Here is a 21,189-nt window from a genome sequence, read left to right on the forward strand (position 1 = left end):
TCACCCGAGTCGTTCGAGCACCGTGGCATTGGCGAGTCCGCCTGCCTCACACATGGTCTGCAGTCCGAACCGGGCCCCGCGCTGCTCCATCGCGTTCACCAGCGTGGTCATGATCCGGGCGCCGCTGGCCCCCAGCGGATGCCCGAGCGCGATCGCACCGCCGTGCACGTTGACGCGGTCCAGGTCGGCTCCCGTGTCTGCGGCCCAGGCCAGGACCACCGGCGCGAAGGCCTCGTTGACCTCGAACAGGTCGATGTCGGAGATGTCGAGCCCGCTGCGCTGCAGTACCTTGCGTGTCGCGGGAATGACGGCGGTGAGCATCATCAGCGGGTCGTCGCCGACGACGGAGAAGCTGTGGAGCCGGGCCAGGGGCCGCAGTCCCAGACGTCCCGCGATCTCACTCGTGGTGATCATGAGCGCCGCACTTCCGTCCGACAGGGGACTGCTGTTGCCCGCGGTGATCGACCAGTCGATCTGTGGGAATCTCTCCCCGTAGACGTCGCTGCGGAAGGCGGGTCGTAGGCCGGCGAGAGTTTCCAGTGTCGTGTCCGGCCGGATGGCCTCGTCGACGGTCAGCTCCGGCAGGACGGCGAGTTCCTTCGCGAAGTTCCCGGCACTCGTTGCCGCCGCGGCCTTCTGGTGGCTGCGCAGGGCGAACTCGTCCAGCTGGGTGCGCGACAGTCCCCACCGGGCGGCGATGAGTTCGGCGCTGATGCCCTGCGGGACCAGACCGTCGGGGTAACGGCGCTCGAAGCCCACGCCCATCGATTCGCGTCCGATGCTGCTGGACCCCATCGGAACTCGGCCCATCGATTCGACACCGGCGGCGACGACGATGTCGTAGGCGCCGGACATCACGCCCTGCGCGGCGAAGTGAACGGCCTGCTGGCTGCTGCCGCACTGCCGATCGACGGTCGTGCCGGGCACGGATTCGGGAAATCCGGCGGCCAGAAGTGCACTGCGGGTGATGTTCTGGCTCTGGTCACCGACCTGGGTGACGGTGCCGCCGATGACGTCGTCGATCAGTGCGGGATCGATTCCCGTGCGCTCGACGAGGGCCGACAGGCTGTGGGCGAGGAGGTCGACCGGGTGCACTCCGTGCAGGGCGCCCGAGGGCTTGCCCTTGCCGATCGGCGTGCGGATGGCCTCGACGATAACGGCGTCTCTCATGACGGTTCCTTTCGGTGCTGTGAGTACTTGTCAACCGCGGGCGGTTGACAAGTACTCACGGGGTGGGTTCATCCCTGAGGCGGCGAGTGCGGCGACGACGGCCACCACGGCCACCGCCGACCAGGCGAGTTGGAATGCGGAGTGGGTGTCTTCGTAACCGGCGGTCGTACCGAGGAGGGCGACCAGCATGCTCACACCCAGCACGGTTCCGATCTGACGGCTCATGGTGACGACGGCGCTACCGGTGGCCGCGCGCGACTGCGGTAGTCCGGCGGTGGCGGACGACAGAATCGTCGGCAACGCCAGTCCGACTCCGACACCGGCGATCATCCAGCCGGGCAGCAGTTCCGACGCGTACTGCGGTTCCATCCCGACGGACGAGAGGACGAGTAAGGCGCCGGCCGCCCAGAGGGTGCTGCCCGCCGCGGTGAGCGCTCCGGCCGAGAATCTGCGGGACAGGAACTGGCCGACGATGGCGAACACCGGCACCATCAACGGGCCCGGCGCGATAGCGAGACCCGTCAGCAGCGCAGAGTACCCCCACACCTGCTGCAACCACAGGATGTTCGCGAGCAGGCCGGCCGCGAAGGCAGCACTGAACGCGAGGGCGGTCACGTTCGACCAGGCGAACGTGCGCACCTTCAGCATGGCGGGTTCGATGAGGGCTCGCGCTGCCGGCTGTTGCTCCACCAGAACAGTGCGACGGACGCGGCAGCCACGGTGAACGCGATCGCGATTCGGGGGTCGCCCCATCCCCAGTCGGGTCCCTGGACCAGCCCGAGTGCGAGGGCGCCGATGCCGACGGTCAGCAGGACAGCGCCGAACAGGTCGAGGTCGGTGTCGCGGGCGGTCGGACGGAAGTCGGGGACCAACCGGACGGTGGAGATCAGGAAGGCGATACCGATGGGGACGTTGATCAGGAAGGCCCAGCGCCACGACGCCTCGACGAGCAGACCACCCACCACGGGTCCGAAGGCCGCGGCCGCGGCGCCCGACGCGGCCCAGATCCGGACCGCGCCCGCACGCTTGGCTTCGGGAACCGTGCTGATCAGCAGTCCCAGGCCGGCGGGGGTCAATGCGGCCGCACCGACGGCCTGGAGAAGTCGGAAGGCGACGAGCAGCCACAGTGAGGGGCTCAGCGCGCACGCCGCGCTGGCCGCCGTGAACAGCGCCAGCCCGAGAAGGAATCCGCGCCGGCGGCCGACGCGGTCGGCCCAGCGTCCGAGCGGAACCAGGAGTGCGGCGAACACGATCGCGTAGCCGCCCAGCACCCAGCTGACGTCGCCGAGGCTGTAGCCGGGGTAGCTCGCCGCGATGTCGCCGAACGCGACGTTGACGACGAACAGATCGAGGCTGGCGACGAACGACGCGCCGGAGAGGACGGTGAGGAGTGGGCCGAGCCGTACTTTCTCACGCACCTGACTATTGAGGGCCATAGTCAGCAATGTACACCTGACTATGGCTATGGCAAGTCAGGTGTGACGGACGCCTCGGATCGACGGTTTGCGCTGCAGAGATCCCGTGGCGGTCCTAACGTGAGGCATGGCTGTTCTGACCCCCGGCTTCCACGGCAGGCCTCGCAGCGAGCACTCTCTTCCGCCCGGGCAGTACGAGGTCGGGGACTTCCCGGTCCTCTCGGCGGGGCCGACGCCCCGCGTTCCGACCGACACGTGGACGCTGACCGTGACCGACGAGACCGGCCGGCGCCACGAGTGGTCGTGGGCCGAATTCATGAAGCTCCCGCAGGAGCGGCCGACGGTCGACCTCCACTGCGTCACGCGATGGTCGAAGTTCGGAACCTCGTGGAAGGGCGTCTCCCTCGACACCCTGTTCGCGGACGTCGAGACGTCCGCAGGATTCGTCCTCGTCGGATGCGACGGCGGTTACACCACGAACCTCCCCGTCGCCGACATCCTCGGTGGCAAGGCGTGGATCGCGCACACCTACGAGGGCGCGCCGCTCGCGCCGGTGCACGGGGGTCCGGCCCGACTGCTCGTACCCCATCTCTACCTGTGGAAGTCCGCGAAATGGGTTCGGTCGATTCAGCTCGTCACCCAGGACGTCCCGGGATTCTGGGAACAACTCGGCTACCACGATCGCGGCGACCCGTGGCGGGAGCAGAGGTACCAGGGTGACCAGTGAGCTGTTGGGCCGCGCCGTGCTCAGCTGGCGAGTGGCGCAACTCGTCGAGTCGTGGCCCGAGACGGCGAGTGCGCGGGCCCTGGTCCTCGAGGTTCCGGACTGGCCGGGGCACCGCGCCGGGCAGCACGTCGATCTCCGCCTGACCGGCCCCGACGGGTACACCACCGAACGGAGCTATTCGCTGGCGTCGCCGGCCGAACGTTCACCGGGTGGGTGGCGACTGCAGTTGGTCGTCCAGCGGGTGGCGGATGGTGAGGTGTCTCCGTATCTGACCGATCTTTTCGCCGCGGGCGATCTGATCGAGGTGCGCGGACCGATCGGCGGCTGGTTCGTGTGGTCGCCGCGCGAGGGTGGCGGCGCGCCGGTGCTTCTCGTCGCGGGTGGGTCGGGCGTCGTGCCGTTGATGTCGATGATTCGCGAGCGGCGGTTTCGGCACGACCGCACGCCGTTCCGGCTCGTGTACTCCCTCCGGACGCGGGCCGACGAATTGTTCGCGGACGAGCTGAACAGGCCCGGGAGCGGCGACGGGGGAGTCGAAACGGTCGTTCTCCATACCCGCGAGGACTCGCCGCGGCGCCCGGCGGGGCGGATCGGTGCCGCCGATCTCGCGGCGTGGGGATGGCCGGCGGACTTCGCGCCGCGCTGCTTCGTGTGCGGGCCCACCGGATTCGTCGAGGAGGCGGCTCGCCTGCTGCTCTCGCTCGGGCACTCGCCGGACGACATCAAGACCGAGCGGTTCGGTCCCTCGGGGCCGTGACCGGAGGAAGGAATTGTCGATGAGTACGTTGCAGGGCAACGACTTCGAGGACGGGAACGTTCTCGGCGGGCCGTTCGCGGAGATCTTCGTTCACGACCTCACCGCGGCGACCGGGCAGTGCCGGTTCTGCGGTCTCGACGGACCGATGGCGGCCGTGCACGTCTACACGCGTGCGCCCGGTGTCGTCGTGCGGTGCCCGGGATGTCAGGAGGTGCTGCTGCGGCTGGTGTCGACTCCGCGCGGGCTCGAACTCGACGCCAGCGGGCTTTCGCATCTGTCCTGGAGGCTGTGACCGCTGACTATGGAGTCTGCAAGTCAGCTATGCTGAGGTGCATGGACGCGGCACGGTTGGACGGCTTTCTCGCAGATCGCGACACCTGGCGGGCGACACACTGCTCCATCGGCAAGGCGATGGACGTCATCGGCACGCGTTCGGCCGTCCTGATCCTGCGCGAGGCCTACTACGGCACCACGCGATTCGATGACTTCGCGAAACGGGTCGGCATCACCGAGGCGGTCGCGGCATCCCGGCTGCGTGAACTGACCGCCGAGGGCCTGTTCGAGCGGCAACCCTACAAGGAGCCCGGGCAGCGCACCCGCTACGAATACGTGCTCACCGAGAAGGGGCGCGACCTGCTGCCCGCTGTGCTCGCGCTGATGCAGTGGGGCGACAAGTACCTCCAGGGCAAGTACGGGCCGCCGATCGGACTGGCGGACGACGCGACCGGCGAACCCGTGCGCGTCGAGGTCCGCAGTCCCGACCGGGAGGTGCCGTTGGCGGAACTGCGGCTGACCCCCAACTTCACCGAAGAGGATGCGTCCCGCCCGTGAGTACTTGTCAACCGCCCGCGGTTGACAAGTACTCACGGGTCAAAGCCAGAAGCGCATCAGACGGTTGCCGTACTGGGCGTAGATCTCCGGCACACCGGACAGTTCGAACAGCCGGTAGATGACGTCGAAGAACACCACGTTGATCGACGGTACGAACAGCAGCGCCACGAGGATCAGCAGCCCGTACGGCTTGAACTGGTCGACGGACCTGCGGGTGCGGGGCGACAGGAACGGCTCGAGCGCGGCATAGCCGTCGAGCCCGGGAACCGGCAGGAGATTGAGCACGGTGGCCATCACCTGCAGGAACGCGAGAAAGCTCAGTCCCGTCCAGAACACCAGGTGGTCGCCGCCCAGCCCGAACCAGCGGATCACCACGAGGAGGACGATCGCGGACACCAGATTCACCGCGGGTCCGGCGAGCGACACCCGTGCCTGCACCTTCGGCGAGAACAGCCCGGTGCGCAGGTACACGGCGCCGCCGGGCAAGCCGATCCCGCCGAGCGCGATGAACAGCACCGGGAGACCGATCGACAGCAGCGGGTGGCTGTACTTCACCGGGTTGAGCGTGAGGTAGCCGCGCACCTCGACGTCGGTGTCGCCGTGCCGCCATGCCGTGTACGCGTGCGCGAACTCGTGCAGGCAGAGCGTCACCACCCATCCCGCGACCACCAGCAGGAACACCCCGACGTGGCCGAGCACCGACGCCGGTTCGGCACGCCACGCGAGAACACCGCCGGCGACTGCGACGGCGACGACCAGGAGGAACACCGGACTGGGACGGACCGCGGTGGTCCGCGCCCGGGGCAGGCTCATCGGACCAGCAACCACTCTTGGTCGTGGCGGTAGAACGTCGAACGCTTGACCTCGCGCGGGTTGGGCACACCGTCGCGGTCGAGCGCCGCGGCGGGCGACCCGAGCTGCACGGCGCGACCCTCGACCCAGCGGCGGGGCAGCCAGCGCCGGCGAGGTTCGACCGACGCCCGCAGACCGGGCATCCGGGGGGTCGGGGTGACGTTCATGCTCGTCGTCGTCCCCGAGAACAGCCGGGTGTCGTCGACGTAGGCCTCGCCGACGAGGGGGCCCCCGTCCGGGCCCGTGACGGTGGCGCACCCGACGAGCGCGATCCCCGCGTCGTCGCGGATGAGCGGGACCGGTTTGGCCGTTCCCTTCAGCGCGGTGCGGGCGCCGCGGGCGCCGGAGGACAGGTGGTAGGCGTCCGTCGCCTCCGAACGATGCTCCGCGACGTACGCGAGCTCGATGTGCAGGCGTTCGGTGCGCATCAACCGTGTGAGGGTGGCCGCGAAGGCGGCGTCACTGCCCACCACGATCAGCCGCGGATCCACGACCACCTGAAGTTTGGAGAAGACCTCGTCGAAGTCGTCCTTGTCCGGGACGGCAGGTGCGCTGGAGGTCGAAATGGAGCCCAGAGGTAGGGGAAGCGGCACGTCGCCGCATATGAGCACTACGGGGGTCAACGCCACTCCTCGCCCGGATGTCCCGCCGCGATTTCCGCAGCTTCCCTTTCGGATCATCCTAGTGGCACGCCCGACATGGCCTCCCCAGCCGTACTGTGGGGTCTGTTCTCCGTGCCCTCGGCTAGACTGTTCCCCCGGCCACTGCCTACGAACGGCAGGACCACGCAGTCGGATACGACTGTACGTCGACCGTAGGAGACAACGTCATGCCGGCAATCGTCCTGATCGGCGCCCAGTGGGGCGACGAGGGCAAGGGCAAAGCTACCGATCTACTGGGCGGACGCCTGCAGTGGGTGGTGCGCTACCAGGGCGGTAACAACGCCGGACACACAGTGGTTCTTCCCAACGGCGACAAGTTCGCTCTGCATCTGATCCCGTCCGGAATCCTCACTCCGGGCGTCACGAACGTCATCGGCAACGGTGTCGTGGTGGACCCGGGAGTGCTGCTCACCGAACTCGCCGGACTCGAGGAGCGGGGCGTGGACACCAGCCGCCTGCTGCTCTCGGCCGATGCGCACCTGATCATGCCGTACCACGTTGCCATCGACAAGGTCACCGAACGCTTCCTCGGGGCCAAGAAGATCGGCACCACCGGCCGCGGCATCGGGCCCTGCTACCAGGACAAACTCGCGCGTGTCGGCGTCCGGGTGCAGGACGTGCTGGACGAGAAGATCCTCACCCAGAAGGTCGAGGCGGCACTCGAGTTCAAGAACCAGGTGCTCGTCAAGATCTACAACCGCAAGGCCCTCGACCCGCAGCAGGTCGTCGACGAGGTGCTCGAGCAGGCCGACGGTTTCAAGCACCGCATCGCGGACACGCGTCTGCAGCTCAACGAGGCACTCGAGCGCGGCGAGACGGTGCTGCTGGAGGGTTCGCAGGGCACGCTCCTCGACGTCGACCACGGCACCTACCCGTACGTGACGTCGTCCAACCCGACGTCCGGTGGCGCAGCGGTCGGTTCGGGCATCGGACCCACCAAGATCACGACGGTGCTGGGCATCCTCAAGGCGTACACCACCCGCGTCGGCTCGGGTCCGTTCCCGACCGAACTCTTCGACCAGAACGGCGAATACCTCGCCAAGACCGGCGGCGAGGTGGGTGTCACCACCGGCCGTGCCCGTCGCACCGGCTGGTTCGACGCCGTGATCGCCCGCTACGCAACGCGTGTCAACGGCATCACCGACTACTTCCTCACCAAGCTCGACGTGCTCAGCAGCCTCGACACCATCCCGATCTGCGTCGGCTACGACGTCGACGGCGTGCGGTACGACGAGATGCCCATGTCGCAGACCGACGTTCATCACGCGAAGCCGATCTACGAGGAAATGCCCGGCTGGTGGGAAGACATCTCCCACGCCCGGACGTTCGAGGAGCTCCCGAAGAACGCGCAGAACTACGTCCTGCGCCTCGAGGAACTGTCGGGTGCGTACATCTCCTGCATCGGCGTCGGCCCCGGCCGCGACGAGACCATCGTCCGCCGCGACGTGGTGCGGTAGTCCGCTCGCCTCTTCGTTTCACTTACCGTCGCCCGATGTCACCGCGGTTCTGTCAGATCGAACCGATGCGACATCGGGCGACGGGTAGGTGGCGCTGTGACCTACAGGGTTGCCGGCAGGGACGCCGCGAGGCGCTCCAACGTCGGCTTGCGCCCGTGCTCTATGTGAGCGAACGCGCTGGCTTCCGCCAGTCTCCCGTTTCCGCTGCGGATCGCTTCGACGAGTTCCCGATGCGCTGCACACGACACGGCGGGATTGTGGTGCCACGTCAGCCGGAACAACCAGTGGACCCGGCCCATCAGCGAATTCATCACCGACACGAGTAGCTTGTTGCCGGACAGCTCGACGACGTCCATGTGGAACCGCGCGTTGACCGCCGGGATCAGGAGCGGTTCGTCGTTTCCGATCAATTCCTCGGTGCGCGCCATCGTCGACAGCAGTTCCTCCATGGATGCACCCCGAGCCACGTTCTCGGCCGCGCATCGTGCCGCGTACGGTTCCAACGCCAACCGCACGTCGAACAGTTCCTCGATGTCACGTAGTGACAGCTGAGTCACGACCGCGCCCCGCCGGGGCAGGATCTGAATGAATCCGTCCCATTCCAACTGCGGCAACGCTTCGCGCAGCGGGACCCTCGAGACGTCGAACTCCTGCGACAATTCGCGCTCCCGCAGGCGACTGCCGGGTGGGTAGGCGCCCGAGATGATGCGCTCGCGAATCACCGAATAGATCTGCTTCGGGAGCGGCACGTCCGACAGTCCGCCGGCCACGCCCGTGCCCAGAGTCGGCGTCGTGGATTCCGCGACCCCGATCTCGCCGTTCAGGTTCACCGTCATGAACCGATCATGGCATACCAAGTTGAAGTCGACCACTGGACGCGTTTCACGATGGTGCTGGTCAGAGGGATTAACCCGAATGTAACGCTCCACGCTTGGCGCTCGGGTTCCGCACTTGGTAGACCATATACATCCGGCCCGGCAGCGCAGTGTGGCGCAATTCGGTCGCCGCTCACTTCGTCGAAAGCTTCGGAACTACCCTCTCCATTCGGAAGGAATCCCGTGTCCACTGAACGAAAAAAGCTTGCTCGCAAGGGTTTCGGGTACGCGCTGATCGGCCTGGCGGTCACCTCCTCCCTGGTGGCGTGCACCAGCGCGGCCAGGACCGACGCCGACGGGGGACCGGGCGACCGGCCCGTCGTCCTGGCCTACCAGAATCAGATCGCCACACTCGACCCCATCCGCGCCGACTACGCTCAGACGAACTTCGTCGACCAGGCGTTGTACGACACCCTGGTCACCTACGACGCCGACAACGAGATCGTCGGTCAGCTGGCGTCCGAGTTCGCCCCGTCCCCGGATGCGCGATCGATCCAGATGACCTTGCGCGCGGCGACCTTCCACGACGGTGCTCCAGTCACCGCCGAGGACGTCCGGTACACGCTCGATCGGACGGCGGCGCTGGGCCAGGGCATTGCCGGCCAGATGACCGGATACCTGGGTACCACGGTCACCGGCCCGCAGAGCCTGACGATCGAACTGACGGAACCGAACTCGCTGTTCCTGGGCGCTCTCTCGAAGATCTACGTCCTCAACTCGGCCCTGGTGAAAGCCAACGAGGGGACCGACCGGGGGCAGGCGTATCTCGCGGGCCACGATGCCGGGTCCGGGCCCTACGTGCTGGCAGGCCCGGGCGGTGCCGACACGTACAACCTGACACGGTTCGACGACTACTGGGCGGGCGACGAGGGGCGTCCGGCCGCGCTCGTCTATCGGCGAATCGACGAGAGCGCCACGCAGAGTGCGGAACTGAAGGCCGGCAACATCGATGTGTCGTTCGGGCTCACCAACGCCGACGCCGAGGCGCTGAACGGCTTCTCCGGTGTGACGGTGCAGAGTCAGCCGGTCAACCTACAGGCGAACATCTTCTTCAACGTGATGAACGGGCCGACGGCGAACAAGGCCGTACGGCAGGCCGTCCAGATGGCGTACGACTACACCGGTGGCCTCGAGACGATTCGGGGTGGCAACGGCAGCATCGCCACCGGCCCGCTGCCCGGACAGTTCTCGTGCCGGCCGGATATGCCCGCCTACGGGCAGGATCTCGATCAGGCGAAGAAGTTGCTCTCCGACGCCGGGATGTCCGATCTGACCCTCACCATGAAGTTTCAGCCCGTCTTCAGGGAGCAGGAGCGCGAAGCGACGCTGCTGCAGTCCAACCTCGCGCAGATCGGTGTCACGCTGGATCTCGAGCCCATCGCGTACGCGGACTATCTGTCGGCTCTGAAGTCGCCCGACTCGATTCCGCAGATGATGCTCGCCACCGACTTCGCGCAGTACCCGGACCCCGGAGTGATGCTGGTCAAGACGTACAAGTCGGACCAGGTCGGAACGAACAAATCCGGATACAGCAATCCCACGGTGGACGAGTTGCTCGGCCGGGCGGCCGAGACCTCCGATGCCGAGGCGCGGTGCGACCTGTACAAGCAGGCTCAAGAGGATATTCGCAACGACGCGGTGGCCGTCAACATGTACACCCTGGGGCAGACCACCGCTCACAGCAACAGGGTGACCGGTGTCGGTCCGGCGGTTGTGGGCAGCGGAGTCTGGGTTCCCGCGATTCGCGTGGCGTGAGGGAGTACCCGATGACCACACTCGACCTGCCTCGCGCAGTAGACCGTGTCACGGCGCCGGCGGCGTTTCTCGGCCGCAAACTGGGCGCAGCGCTCCTCACCCTGGTCGGATTGGCCACCATCGTCTTCGCCATGACCAAAGTGATTCCCGGGGACGAGGCTCAGGTGGCCGCGGGGGAGAGCGCCACTCCGGAACAGGTGGAAGAGGTGCGTAGTCAGCTGGGTCTCGACAAGCCGGCGGCCGTGCAGTATTTCGACTATCTCGGCCGGATGCTCCACGGCGATCTGGGCACCTCGAGTTCCACCCGTCAGCCCGTGCTCGACGACGTCCTCGCACGCCTGCCCGGAACGCTCGAATTGGTTCTTCTCGCAATGGTGCTCGCGGTATCCTTCGCGGTCCCGATGGCGACAGTCGCGGCGGCGCGATCACGAGGAGGATTCGACAAGGTCAGCCGCGTCGGTGCGATCGTCGCCTTCGGGCTGCCCGGTTTCTGGCTCGCGCTGATGCTGCAATGGGTGCTGGGCTCGTGGATGCAGATCCTGCCGATCTCGGGACGCATCTCGGTGGGCGTCGAAGTCCCGCACCGAACGGGGATGACACTCGTCGACGCCGCCCTCGCCGGAGACTTCGCCGCGTTCAGCAATGCGTTTCAGCACCTGATGCTGCCCGCGTTCGTGCTCTCCGTCGCCGTCGCAGCACAGATGTTCCGGGCCCTCCGTGCCGATCTCCTCCGGGTCCGGAGCCGCGATCACATGACAGTTGCCCGAGCGAAAGGTGTTCCCACCCTGAGGTTGTGGACCCGGCACGCGCTTCCCAACGCGACCGGACCGCTTCTGAACATCATCGGCATCGAGATCGGCATGCTGGTCGGTTCCGCGATCTTCGTCGAATCCGTGTTCGGGTTGTCCGGGGTCGGTGACTACCTCTCCAATGCGGTGAGTCGCAAGGACATCACCGCGGTCATCGGCACCGTCACGGTCATCGGTGTGATCGTCGTCGTCGCGAATTTCATCGTGGACATGCTCCAGCTGGCCCACGACCCCCGGCTGCGCACACCCGGAAAGGTGCAGTGAGTCCGATGAGTCTTGCAGCGAATGTCACCGGAGTGGCCGGAGTGGCCGGCCGATGGCGATCCGCGGCGATCCGCGGTCGTCGACGCCGATCGCGATGGGGACTGCTCGACAGTGTGGTGGTCGGTACCGTCGCCGTGATCGTGCTACTCGCCGTCGTCGGTCCGTGGGTCGCACCCGAATCCGTCTACCGGTCGGACATCGCGAACGCCCTTGCCGCTCCCAGCAGCGACCACTGGCTGGGGACCGACGACCAAGGGCGAGACGTGCTGTGGCGCACGATCGCGGGTGCCCGGTCGTCGGTGCTGTCCGCCGTTCTGGTCGTCGCCGCGTACTCGCTCATCGGAACGGTGCTCGCCACGATGGCCACCGTCGGAGGACGGTGGGTCGACGAAACTCTCATGCGGGTGACGGACATCGGGTTCGCTCTTCCCGGACTCGTCGTGGCACTGGGTATCGCCGCCGCACTCGGTCCGAGCCTGAGCAGCGCCCTGATCGCGATGATCGCCACCGGCTGGCCGTACACGGCGCGACTGCTGCGCGGCGTGATGCGCGAGACGATGGCGTCGCCGTTCGTGGACGGTGCAGTGGTCCTCGGGGTCAGCCGATGGCGCCTGATGACACGGCACGTGCTGCCGAACTCGCTCGACGTCATGACCGTCAAATGGGCGGGGGACATCGGCAATACCGTCCTGGTGCTCGCGGGTCTGTCGTTCATCGGTGTCGGTGCGCAGCCGCCGAGCGCAGAGTGGGGCGCGGCCGTCGCCGGCGCACGTGACTACCTGTCGACGGCCTCGTGGGCTGCGCTCGTGCCGGGCATCGCGATCGTCATCACGGCCGCGGCCTTCGGGCTGCTCGGTGACATGTTGCACGAGCGGCGCGACCCCGCACGACGAGGAGTGTGATCGATCATGACGACAGAAGTAGTTCAGCGCACCGCACTCCTCCGGATCTCCGGGCTGACCATCGACACCGAGCCGGGTGGCACGTCCGTCCGGTTGGTGGACGGCGTGGATCTCACGGTGGCGGCGGGCGAGCGCGTGGCTCTGGTGGGAGAATCGGGTTCGGGAAAGTCGGTGACGGCACGCGCACTCATGCGTTTGGACGGTTCACTGGCGATCGGCGGTTCGATTCGGCTGGGCGACACCGAGATCCTGGCGCAGACCGAACGCCGCCTCGCCGCGATCCGGGGTAGTCGCATCGGGATGGTGTTCCAGGACCCGATGGGCGCTCTCGACCCGCTGCAGACGATCGGCGCGCAGGTGAGTGAGCCGCTGCGGCAACGCGGCGTCAGGAAAAAGGACGCACTTCGACGGGCTGCCGAGGTGTTGAGTGAACTCGGGGTCGCGCGTGCACACGAACGACTCGGCGCCTATCCGCACGAATTCTCCGGGGGTATGCGGCAACGCGTGGTCCTCGCGATGGCACTCATCGGGGAGCCGGAGATTCTGATCGCCGACGAGCCGACGACAGCGCTCGATGTCCGAGTGCAACAGCAGGTGCTGAACCTGCTCGACGAGGTCACCCGTGAACGAGGGCTCGGACTCCTGCTGATCACGCACGACCTCGGGGTCGTCGCCGGACTCGCCGACCGTGTCGCGGTGATGTACTCGGGGCGGATCGTGGAGGATCGCCCGGTCCGCGCACTGTTCGCGGACCCTCTGCACCCCTACACCGCAGGACTCCTCGCCGCAGTGCCGAGGCTGGATGTTCAGCTCGCCAGGATGACCACCATTCCCGGTGCGCCTCCGTCACCGGCGCTGCGGCCCGCCGGCTGCCCGTTCCATCCGCGATGTCCTGTCGCGATGGACCGCTGCGCGAGTGAAACCCCATCGATGACGGCGACCGCTGACGGTGGACGCCGCGCCTGTCATCTCGATCGAGGGAGCCGAAACTGATGAACGGGACACCCCTTCTCGACATCCGAGGTCTGAACAAGACTTTCGGAGGATCCCGCGGCAGCAAGGCACTCGACGACGTGTACCTGTCGGTGCCCGAGGGCGGCACGTTCGGACTGGTCGGCGAATCCGGTTCCGGCAAGTCCACGCTCATCAAGTGCATCGTGCGGCTCGAGCGACCGGACTCCGGGACCGTCACCTTCGAAGGGCGCGACGTCCATGCGCTCCGGGGCGGAGAGCTGCGCCGGTTTCGACGCGACGTCCAGTTGGTCGCGCAGGATCCGTACGCCAGCCTCAACCCTCGGATGACGGTGGAACAGATCGTCGGCGAGGGGCTCGTCGTCCACCGCCTGGCCCGTACCCGCGCGGAGCGGCGTGAGCGGGTCGCGCAGACCCTGATCGAGGTGGGTCTCGACCCGGATGCGATGGCCCGATTGCCCGCGACGTTCTCCGGTGGACAGCGGCAGCGCATCGCCATCGCTCGCGCCCTGATCCTTCGCCCGAGGCTGCTCGTGTGCGACGAACCGGTGTCGGCCCTGGACGTCTCGGTGCAGGCGCAGGTGATCAACCTGCTGGCGTCCCTGCACGAGGACCTCGGGGTGACGATCTTGTTCATCGCACACGATCTCGCGATCGTGCAGCAACTCTGTTCTCAGGTGGCGGTCCTTCGGTCCGGCGTGGTGGTGGAGGAAGGGCCCACCCGACAGGTGTTCTCCACTCCACGTCACCGATACACCCGCGAACTACTCGAGGCGGTGCCGGTTCCCGACCCGGTTCTGGCCCGCGCCGGGCGAACCGTTCCCGGTGGCGCCCTGACTCTGCCGTGAGGGCGTCGGGCCGCAGCCTTCATCTCATCGATCATCCCTGACAGAAGTAGGTAGACATGCGAATTGGTGTAGACGGACGCAAGATTCCCGAGAGCCGCACTCGGGGTCCCGTGAACAGCCTCGACCACGCCGGCGAACTGGGTATGGCCGGCTTGTTCTTCCGAACGGTGCTCGATATGAGTCCGGCCCTGGACGCCGGTGAATTGCGCGACATCCGATCCAAGGCAGACGAACTGGGTATGTACCTGGAGACCGGTCTGGGCAAGGTCAATCCCTACGCGAACCCGGAGGCGCCGGAGCTGCGCGCCGTCGGCGACGGTGACATCGTCCTCGGCTTCCGCCGGATGATGGAAGCGTGCGCCGCAATCGATTGCCGTGAGCTGTGGGTGGCCACTGCGAACTACAAATCGGCGTACAGCGGCCGCTGGGCATACGACCGCTTCCGGACCGACGTGACGTGGACGGAACAACTGGCCGCGACGGCGCGTTTTCTCGGAACACTGGCTCCGATCGCACGAGACCTCGGTATTCACCTCAACCTGGAAACACACGAGGAGATCACGTCGTTCGAACTGGTCCGTCTGGTGGAGGCGGTCGGCTCGGATGTGGTCGGGGTCGTGTTCGACACCGCGAACGTGCTTCAACGCCTCGAACATCCCGTCTGGGCGGCCGAACGGCTGGCACCGTACGTGCGTCAGACCCACATCAAGGACGCCGCGATCACGTACACCGAGGGTGGTCTCGCCTATCAGATGCGCCCGTGCGGTACCGGCGTCGTCGACTTCCATCGCATATTGCCGGTACTCGCGGCGGCGAATCCGGCGCTCAATCTCACGATCGAGAACGACGAGTCGCTCGACGACGTGCCACGTCCCCGGCGGACGATGCTCATCGAAGCGTTCGACCCCGAATTCCTGGACGGCCACCCCGATCTGACGGTCCAGGAGATGGCGGCGTACCTGGACATGGTGCAGTCGTACGACCGGCAGATCCGGTCGGGGGAACGGATCGACAACGCCGCCTATGCCGCGCTGCCGTACGGCTACGCGGAGACGGTGTCGTACATCAGGTCCAGCGCGGATCACGTGCGGAGCGTGTGCGCGGAACACGGACTTCCCGTCGAATCGGCCACCGCGGCGGGCAATCTCGCGGAGTCGGCGCGGTGACCGCCGGCGACGACGTCGGCACCGTTCGCCGTGACCTCGGTGCGTGCGCGCGTGCGCTGGGCGAGGATTCGACCCCTCGGGAGACCATCCGCACGGCGTCGGGTCTCGGTCTGCGGCACGTGGAGTTCGCTTCTCCGTTCGCGATTTCGTCCACACTCGATCCGGCCGTCTTTCGGGCACTTGCCGACTACGGGCGTTCCCTCGGCGTTCGGCTGAGCTGCGCGCTGGGAACGGTGTCCGCCGGGCATGCCGAGCGGACCACACGATTCCGTGAAGCGGGGCGGGGCGATCTGGTGGCGGGATTGAGCCAGGCGTTGACGGCTATCGGTGAACTCGGCACCGACTACGTCCAGGTCGTCGTGGGGACGCTGGACGACCGCTATGACGCGTCGTTCGTGTGGCCGGAGCAACTCGACGCCACGGCGCAGTTGTATCGAAACCTGTCCCCGGTGCTCACCGACCTGGGCCTGAAGCTCGCGGTCAAGACGCACGAGGAGATCACGTCACACGAAATTCTCGCGCTCATCGAGGCCGTCGGCTCCGATCATCTGGCGGTGGCTCTCGATCCGGTCAATTTGCCGGTGCGAGTCGAGGATCCGGAGCTGGCGACCGCCCGGCTCGCACCGCACGTTGCCCGGATTCACTACGACGACGCGTGGATCACCTTCACCGGTCGCGGTCTCGCGCGACGGTTGTGCCCGGGCGGTGAGGGCGACATCGACTGGGGAGCGATCTTCCGCATCCTCGACGGCACAGGATCCGGCGCCCCGGTCCTGATCGACCTGCACCGCGGAGAGTTCGAGATGCCGGTGTGTGACGAACGGTGGCTGCTGCAGAACAGCGACGTCTCACTGAGGGAACTCTCGATCCTGTCGGCCAGGGCGCGGCCCGACCGGCCTCCGGTGATGGCCGCGGCGCCGCGACTGCACGCTGCACTGTCCGAACTGGCGACGATGACGCGCGGGACGGCGGCATGACCGCGACGTTGTTGCACGGAGCCACCGTCGTGACGGTGGACCGTGAACGCCGGATCATCGACGACGGCGCCGTCCTGATCGACGGCGGGCTCATCAGTGCGGTCGGTGCCGGCCACGCGCTCCTCGCCGTCACGGATCCGTCCGTCCGCCGAATCGACTGCCGGGGCAAGCTGGTGATTCCCGGTCTCGTCGACGCCCACGGTCACGCCGGCCACTCGCTGATCAAGACACTGGGATGCGACAGCCCGACGTTCTGGATGCGAACCGTCACACCGGCCTACTTCCACGCCACGACACCGGAGTACTGGTATCACGACGGACTCGTGTCCGCGCTCGAGCGCGTCCGCGCCGGAGTGACGTGCGGCGTCAGCGTCATGGGATCACGCCCCCGCAGTGACGATCCCGAGATCTCACTGGCTCACGCACGCGCCTACCGGGAGGTCGGATTACGCGACGTCGTGTGTGTCGGGCCGGCGGGTTTGCCGCTGCCCCACGCAGTCACGCAGTGGTCCGGCGGGGTACCCCGTCGACGCGAGGTCGGATTCGACGAGTTGCTGTCCGGCGCGGAATCGGTGATCGAGACGGTGAACGGCTACGAGGGCGATCTCACGTCGGTGTTCCTGACCCCTTTCACGATCGTCCCCTCGGTCGATCCGTCCCACCCGTCGCGACCCGACGTCGCCACCCATCTCACCGACGACGATCGCTACCAGGCGCGCCGGGTCAGGGAAGCCGCGGAGCGCTGGGGTGTCCGCATCCACTCGGACGCCTTCGGTGGCATGGTGCGGCTCGCGGCGAAGGACCGGGAGCATGCGCTCCTCGGGCCGGACGTCCACCTGCAGCACTGCACCGGTCTGTCCGCCGAGGAGGTCGCGATCCTGGCGGAGACCGGGACGTCCGTGGGGCATGCGCCGGGAGGACGGGCGCCGGTACCCCAGATGCTGCAGGCAGGGATCACCGTTGCGATCACCACCGACGGGTCGTCGCCGCGGCGTCCCTTCGACCTCCTGCAGGCCGCCCGCGCCGCTCAGGCCGCCAATCAACTTCTCGCCGACGATCCCTACCTGCTGCCACCGGGCCGGTTGCTCGAGATGATCACGATCGACGCGGCCGCGGTCCTCGGAATGGCAGACGTCCTCGGATCCATCGAAGTGGGCAAACGAGCCGATCTGGCGATTCTCGACATGCGCAAGCCGCATCTCGTACCCAACTGGATGCCGGTGCATCGCCTCGTCTACGAGGCGACCGGAGCCGACGTGCACACCGTGATCGTCGGGGGAACGGTGGTGATGGAAGACCGCGTCGTGTGCGGAGTCGACGAGGCGGCGGCACTGGACGAGGGGGACCGGCACGCCCGACTGCTCGTCGAACGCGCCGGCCTGGCGCACCACCTCACCGATCCCGGATGGCGAAGCAACAGGCGTGAATTCGACGAGCCGATCGAGGTGACGGTGCCATGACGGAACCGGTGGTCAGGATGACGGCTGCCCACGTCCTGGCCCATCGCGACGGCGATCACGTGCTCGTCTCCGACGGAGAGATCGTCTATCGGGGCGCGCGGATCCTGCACGCGGGACGGGGATGGGACGGCCCGGTCGACGAGACGATCGACTGCGGCGACGCCCTGATCATGCCGGGATTCATCGACCTCGATGCGCTGGCCGACATCGACCACGCGTTGCTCGACTCCTGGGCGACACCCGAACTGGCACTCGGGCAGCAGTGGTCGGCCGACTACTTCCGATCGGGGCGACGCGATGTGTTCGACGCACCCGAACGTGCCGTCATCCGCGAATATGCTCTGGCGCAGCTTCTTCGGCACGGTGTCACCACCTTCATGCCGATCGCCTCCGAGGCTCACAGCAGCTGGGCGGAGACCTGTGACGACATGGTCGAGGTCGCGCGGATCGCGGAGCGTCTCGGAATCCGCGGATACCTCGGCCCCGCCTACCGGTCCGGCGTCAACGTCGTCGACGGTGGACGCCGGTCGGTGCTGTTCGACGAGGAACGGGGCCGAGCCGGGCTCCGGGACGCCGAGCGGTTCCTCGACTATGCCGCCGACCACGGCGGCGACCTCGTGCACGGCGCCCTCCTGCCCTGCAGGATCGAGACCCTGACCAGGGAACTGATGGCGGCGACCGCTCGGCTGGCGGTTGCCCGCGACACGGTGGTGCGACTGCACTGCATGCAGGGTGAGGTGGAGTTGGCGCTGCTCGACGAGTGGTACGGGATGCGCCCCGTCGAACTCCTCGAGGCGTCCGGACTTCTGGAGACGCGCCTGCTGGTGCCCCACGGCATCCATCTCGGCGCGCCGGGCGGCGGTCGCGGTCGGCAGGCGGACCTGCGGCGCCTGGCGGAGGCGGGTGTCACCATTGTGCATTGCCCGATGACGTCCATTCGGTACGGGGCCGTGCTGGAGTCGTACGACAGCTACCGAACGGCGGGTGTCCACATCGCGCTGGGAACCGACTCGTTTCCCCCGGACCTCGTCCGCGGAATCGACTACGGCACCAATCTCGCCAAACGGGCCGACGGGTCACTCGCGGCGGGTGCCACAGCCGACTACATCCGTTCTGCGACGATCGGCGGTGCTCGTGCCCTCGGCCGACCGGATCTGGGTCGGTTGCAGCCCGGAGCGAGTGCCGACTTCATCGTCGTCGATCTCGCCGACTTCGCCATGGGAGTCCGCGACGATCCGCTCCGCACCCTCACCATGAACGGAACGGCCCGCGACGTCCGCCGAACGGTGGTCGCAGGCCGCACCGTCATGGCCGACGGCGTCGTACTCGGCGCCGACCAGTCGCGGCTGCAGGCTCACGCGCAGGGTCTGTTCGAACGTATGCGAGCGGCCTACGGCGAACGCGACCACCGGCGCAGACTGCCGGCCGAACTCTTCCCGCCGACCTTCCCCGACATCACGAAAACCACGACACCGAAGAGGTATTCGCATGATCAATCCTGAGCGCTCGCACCTCGTCGAAGGCAGTCACTGGGTGAGTCCCTTCAACTTCGACGCCACCGTCCAGGCGCAGTACGACTGGCCTTCACCGTTCGCGCTGATCGACAGCACACTGCGGAAGACGCTGTTCACCGCAGGCGCAACCACATCGATGGACGGATTCGTGCGGATCGCCGCGGCGCTCGGTGCGGCGGGGGTCCGGGAGGAAAGCATCAACATCAACTGGGGTGGCGGAGCGTCACCGATGCCGCGCGAAGCGGCACTCGTTCAAGCCGTCGCCGCCCGGGACTTCGGATTCCGGCTCAACGTGTACGCCGACACCCTGCTGTCGGACGGAGAGAACTACCAGCAGGTCGGCATGACGGAAACCGTCGATCAACTGCACGAGTGGGGAGTGCGCACGTTCGCACCGGGCATCGTCCCGGCGCCCTCGGCCGCCGCCCGGTCACGTCAGTTCCGGGATCTAGAGAGGTTCTTCGAGTACCTGCGTGAGCTGGGCTGCGACGCCACGATCACGCTCGCCAACGTGGGCCGCCGCGACTTCGACGATCTGGTGGCAGCCTGCAACGTCGCCGTCGAACTCGGTGCGCGGCGCCTCGACCTGATGGACTCGACGAGCAGTCTCGGCCCGGAGGCGATGAAACTGTTCGTCCGCACGTTCCGGGAGCGCCTGGTCGAGGACGTGCCGATCACGATGCACGTGCACGACGACTTCGGACTCGGCACCGCCACGGCCATCGCGGCCGCGACGGCAGGCGCGAGCCCCGACGTATCGGTGTCCGGAATGTCCTACCGCGCCGGCTTCGCCGCGCTGGAGGAGGTGGTCCTCGGTCTCGAAGTTCTCTACGGCGTCGACACCGGGATCCACGTCGAACAGCTGACCTCCCTGGCGCAACTCGTCGCGTCCGAGAGTTCGGTGGGGCTGCCGCCGCTCAAGCCGGTGGTCGGAGGATATGCCCATCTCAAGCACATGCCCGGTGACGTCATCGCTGCGATCACCGGGGGACCCGACGTGTTCCCGCCCGTCTCGTCGTGCGTGAGCCCCGCCGTGGTGGGCGGTCGGCAGGAATGGGTATGGGACAGTCTCACCACCGACCGTATGGCCGAGGTGCTCCTGCAGTCACTCGGGCTCGAAGCCGACGCGGAGGAGATCGCGATCGTCCGCACCGCCCTGGACGACGCGGTGGCGGCGGTGACGTCCTATCCACGGTGGCTGACCTCCGGGGAGGCGTCCCGGGTGGCGGAAGAAAGCCTCGCACTGTATCGGCGTGCGAGCGCCCATGCCTGACACTGCCGTTGTCACGCTCAATGCCCTGGACGAGTCCGCTCTGGAGAACGAGCTGCTGATCTGTACGCCGTCGCGGACCTGGGCCACCGCGGTGCTGTCCGCACGCCCGTACGCCGACCGAGAGGACCTTCTCGCAGCAGCCGCGGACGCATGGCGGTCCCTGACGCCCGCAGACGTCGCGACGGCGCTGGCGAACTACCTTCCGCTCTCGGACCCTCCCGACTCGGCCCATGCCGCCGCCGAGCACGGTGCACTCGTCGCCAGTTCGGCCGGAAGACTCACCGTCCTACGCGAGCGGGAGTCCCGGTATCGCGCCCGGTTCGGCTTTCCCGTGGTCATCGCGGCGAAGGGGCTCACACTGGAGCACATCCTGGCGGAGATCGATCGGAGACTGACCAACGACCGAGCCGACGAATTGGTTCTCGCCGCAGGTCACATGGTCGCGATCGGAGAGGGGAGGATCGCGACGTTGATCGCGAGGTGTGAAGGGCCGGGGTGACTGC

General features: G+C 67.3%; 20 protein-coding genes and 1 pseudogene. 16 read left to right on the top strand and 5 right to left on the bottom strand.

Annotated features, from left to right (window positions below; all coding sequences use genetic code 11):
- Positions 1 to 1,170, bottom strand: coding sequence for a thiolase family protein (locus tag DTA22_RS12215; protein WP_112299576.1), 1,170 nt, complete (start codon positions 1,168 to 1,170; stop codon positions 1 to 3).
- Positions 1,171 to 1,200: 30 nt separating this feature from the next.
- A pseudogene (locus DTA22_RS37140) lies at positions 1,201 to 2,606 on the bottom strand (MFS transporter).
- A 106-nt stretch (positions 2,607 to 2,712) separates the two neighbouring features.
- On the opposite strand from DTA22_RS37140, the gene DTA22_RS12225 reads away from it, so the two are divergent.
- The 4 genes from DTA22_RS12225 to DTA22_RS12240 are packed head-to-tail and all read left to right on the top strand — an operon-like array spanning position 2,713 to position 4,900.
- Positions 2,713 to 3,312 (top strand): sulfite oxidase-like oxidoreductase, encoded by a 600-nt coding sequence (locus DTA22_RS12225; RefSeq protein WP_112299577.1) that lies wholly within the window; start codon positions 2,713 to 2,715, stop codon positions 3,310 to 3,312.
- Positions 3,302 to 4,069 (top strand): ferredoxin reductase, encoded by a 768-nt coding sequence (locus DTA22_RS12230; protein ID WP_112299578.1) that lies wholly within the window; start codon positions 3,302 to 3,304, stop codon positions 4,067 to 4,069. Before DTA22_RS12225 ends, DTA22_RS12230 begins: the two co-directional genes overlap by 11 nt.
- Before the next feature lie 19 nt (positions 4,070 to 4,088).
- Entirely contained in the window at positions 4,089 to 4,361 is a 273-nt protein-coding gene (locus DTA22_RS12235; RefSeq protein WP_037243613.1) for a DUF6510 family protein, read from the top strand.
- A 41-nt stretch (positions 4,362 to 4,402) separates the two neighbouring features.
- Positions 4,403 to 4,900 (top strand): winged helix-turn-helix transcriptional regulator, encoded by a 498-nt coding sequence (locus DTA22_RS12240; RefSeq protein WP_037243615.1) that lies wholly within the window; start codon positions 4,403 to 4,405, stop codon positions 4,898 to 4,900.
- Positions 4,901 to 4,939: 39 nt separating this feature from the next.
- Here DTA22_RS12240 and DTA22_RS12245 read toward each other — a convergent pair whose 3' ends face one another.
- Positions 4,940 to 5,713, bottom strand: a complete 774-nt coding sequence (locus DTA22_RS12245) for a site-2 protease family protein (RefSeq protein ID WP_037243617.1) — start codon at positions 5,711 to 5,713, stop codon at positions 4,940 to 4,942.
- Positions 5,710 to 6,363, bottom strand: a complete 654-nt coding sequence (locus tag DTA22_RS12250) for a hypothetical protein (protein ID WP_037243619.1) — start codon at positions 6,361 to 6,363, stop codon at positions 5,710 to 5,712. Before DTA22_RS12250 ends, DTA22_RS12245 begins: the two co-directional genes overlap by 4 nt.
- Before the next feature lie 218 nt (positions 6,364 to 6,581).
- On the opposite strand from DTA22_RS12250, the gene DTA22_RS12255 reads away from it, so the two are divergent.
- Entirely contained in the window at positions 6,582 to 7,871 is a 1,290-nt protein-coding gene (locus DTA22_RS12255; protein WP_037243621.1) for an adenylosuccinate synthase, read from the top strand.
- 101 nt (positions 7,872 to 7,972) lie between these two features.
- Here the strand turns inward: DTA22_RS12255 and DTA22_RS12260 are convergent, their stop codons facing one another.
- Positions 7,973 to 8,707, bottom strand: a complete 735-nt coding sequence (locus tag DTA22_RS12260; RefSeq protein ID WP_245973329.1) for a GntR family transcriptional regulator — start codon at positions 8,705 to 8,707, stop codon at positions 7,973 to 7,975.
- Positions 8,708 to 8,929: 222 nt separating this feature from the next.
- Between DTA22_RS12260 and DTA22_RS12265 the strand changes: the two genes are divergently transcribed.
- From DTA22_RS12265 to DTA22_RS12315, 11 genes are read left to right on the top strand one after another with little or no spacing between them, the layout of a single operon-like run.
- The gene (locus DTA22_RS12265; protein WP_112299579.1) at positions 8,930 to 10,501 is read left to right on the top strand and encodes an ABC transporter substrate-binding protein; all 1,572 of its coding nucleotides are present in this window, start codon (positions 8,930 to 8,932) and stop codon (positions 10,499 to 10,501) included.
- Positions 10,502 to 10,512: 11 nt separating this feature from the next.
- Positions 10,513 to 11,574, top strand: coding sequence for an ABC transporter permease (locus DTA22_RS12270; protein ID WP_052033779.1), 1,062 nt, complete (start codon positions 10,513 to 10,515; stop codon positions 11,572 to 11,574).
- 5 nt (positions 11,575 to 11,579) lie between these two features.
- Positions 11,580 to 12,476 carry an ABC transporter permease gene (locus DTA22_RS12275; RefSeq protein WP_037244190.1) on the top strand — a complete coding sequence of 299 codons (897 nt, stop codon included), beginning with the start codon at positions 11,580 to 11,582 and terminating at the stop codon, positions 12,474 to 12,476.
- Positions 12,477 to 12,482: 6 nt separating this feature from the next.
- Complete coding sequence (locus DTA22_RS12280) at positions 12,483 to 13,469, top strand: ABC transporter ATP-binding protein (protein WP_037243625.1); 987 nt, start codon at positions 12,483 to 12,485, stop codon at positions 13,467 to 13,469.
- The gene (locus DTA22_RS12285; protein ID WP_037243627.1) at positions 13,469 to 14,296 is read left to right on the top strand and encodes an ATP-binding cassette domain-containing protein; all 828 of its coding nucleotides are present in this window, start codon (positions 13,469 to 13,471) and stop codon (positions 14,294 to 14,296) included. Before DTA22_RS12280 ends, DTA22_RS12285 begins: the two co-directional genes overlap by 1 nt.
- 56 nt (positions 14,297 to 14,352) lie before the next feature.
- Entirely contained in the window at positions 14,353 to 15,462 is a 1,110-nt protein-coding gene (locus DTA22_RS12290) for a sugar phosphate isomerase/epimerase family protein (RefSeq protein ID WP_037243629.1), read from the top strand.
- Positions 15,459 to 16,439: a sugar phosphate isomerase/epimerase family protein gene (locus DTA22_RS12295; RefSeq protein ID WP_160118503.1), complete on the top strand. Its 981-nt coding sequence runs from the start codon at positions 15,459 to 15,461 to the stop codon at positions 16,437 to 16,439. The genes DTA22_RS12290 and DTA22_RS12295 overlap by 4 nt, the downstream gene beginning before the upstream one ends.
- Positions 16,436 to 17,899 carry an amidohydrolase family protein gene (locus DTA22_RS12300; protein WP_112299581.1) on the top strand — a complete coding sequence of 488 codons (1,464 nt, stop codon included), beginning with the start codon at positions 16,436 to 16,438 and terminating at the stop codon, positions 17,897 to 17,899. The genes DTA22_RS12295 and DTA22_RS12300 overlap by 4 nt, the downstream gene beginning before the upstream one ends.
- Entirely contained in the window at positions 17,896 to 19,401 is a 1,506-nt protein-coding gene (locus DTA22_RS12305; RefSeq protein ID WP_245973328.1) for a chlorohydrolase family protein, read from the top strand. The genes DTA22_RS12300 and DTA22_RS12305 overlap by 4 nt, the downstream gene beginning before the upstream one ends.
- A complete protein-coding gene (locus DTA22_RS12310) occupies positions 19,388 to 20,686 on the top strand; it encodes a 2-isopropylmalate synthase (RefSeq protein WP_112299582.1) in 1,299 nt (432 codons plus the stop codon). The genes DTA22_RS12305 and DTA22_RS12310 overlap by 14 nt, the downstream gene beginning before the upstream one ends.
- Positions 20,679 to 21,185, top strand: coding sequence for a 2-oxo-4-hydroxy-4-carboxy-5-ureidoimidazoline decarboxylase (locus DTA22_RS12315; RefSeq protein ID WP_112299583.1), 507 nt, complete (start codon positions 20,679 to 20,681; stop codon positions 21,183 to 21,185). Before DTA22_RS12310 ends, DTA22_RS12315 begins: the two co-directional genes overlap by 8 nt.
- Positions 21,186 to 21,189 lie beyond the last annotated feature (4 nt).

The sequence above is a fragment of the Rhodococcus wratislaviensis genome (assembly GCF_900455735.1).
GTDB classification, from domain to species: Bacteria; Actinomycetota; Actinomycetes; order Mycobacteriales; family Mycobacteriaceae; genus Rhodococcus_F; species Rhodococcus_F wratislaviensis.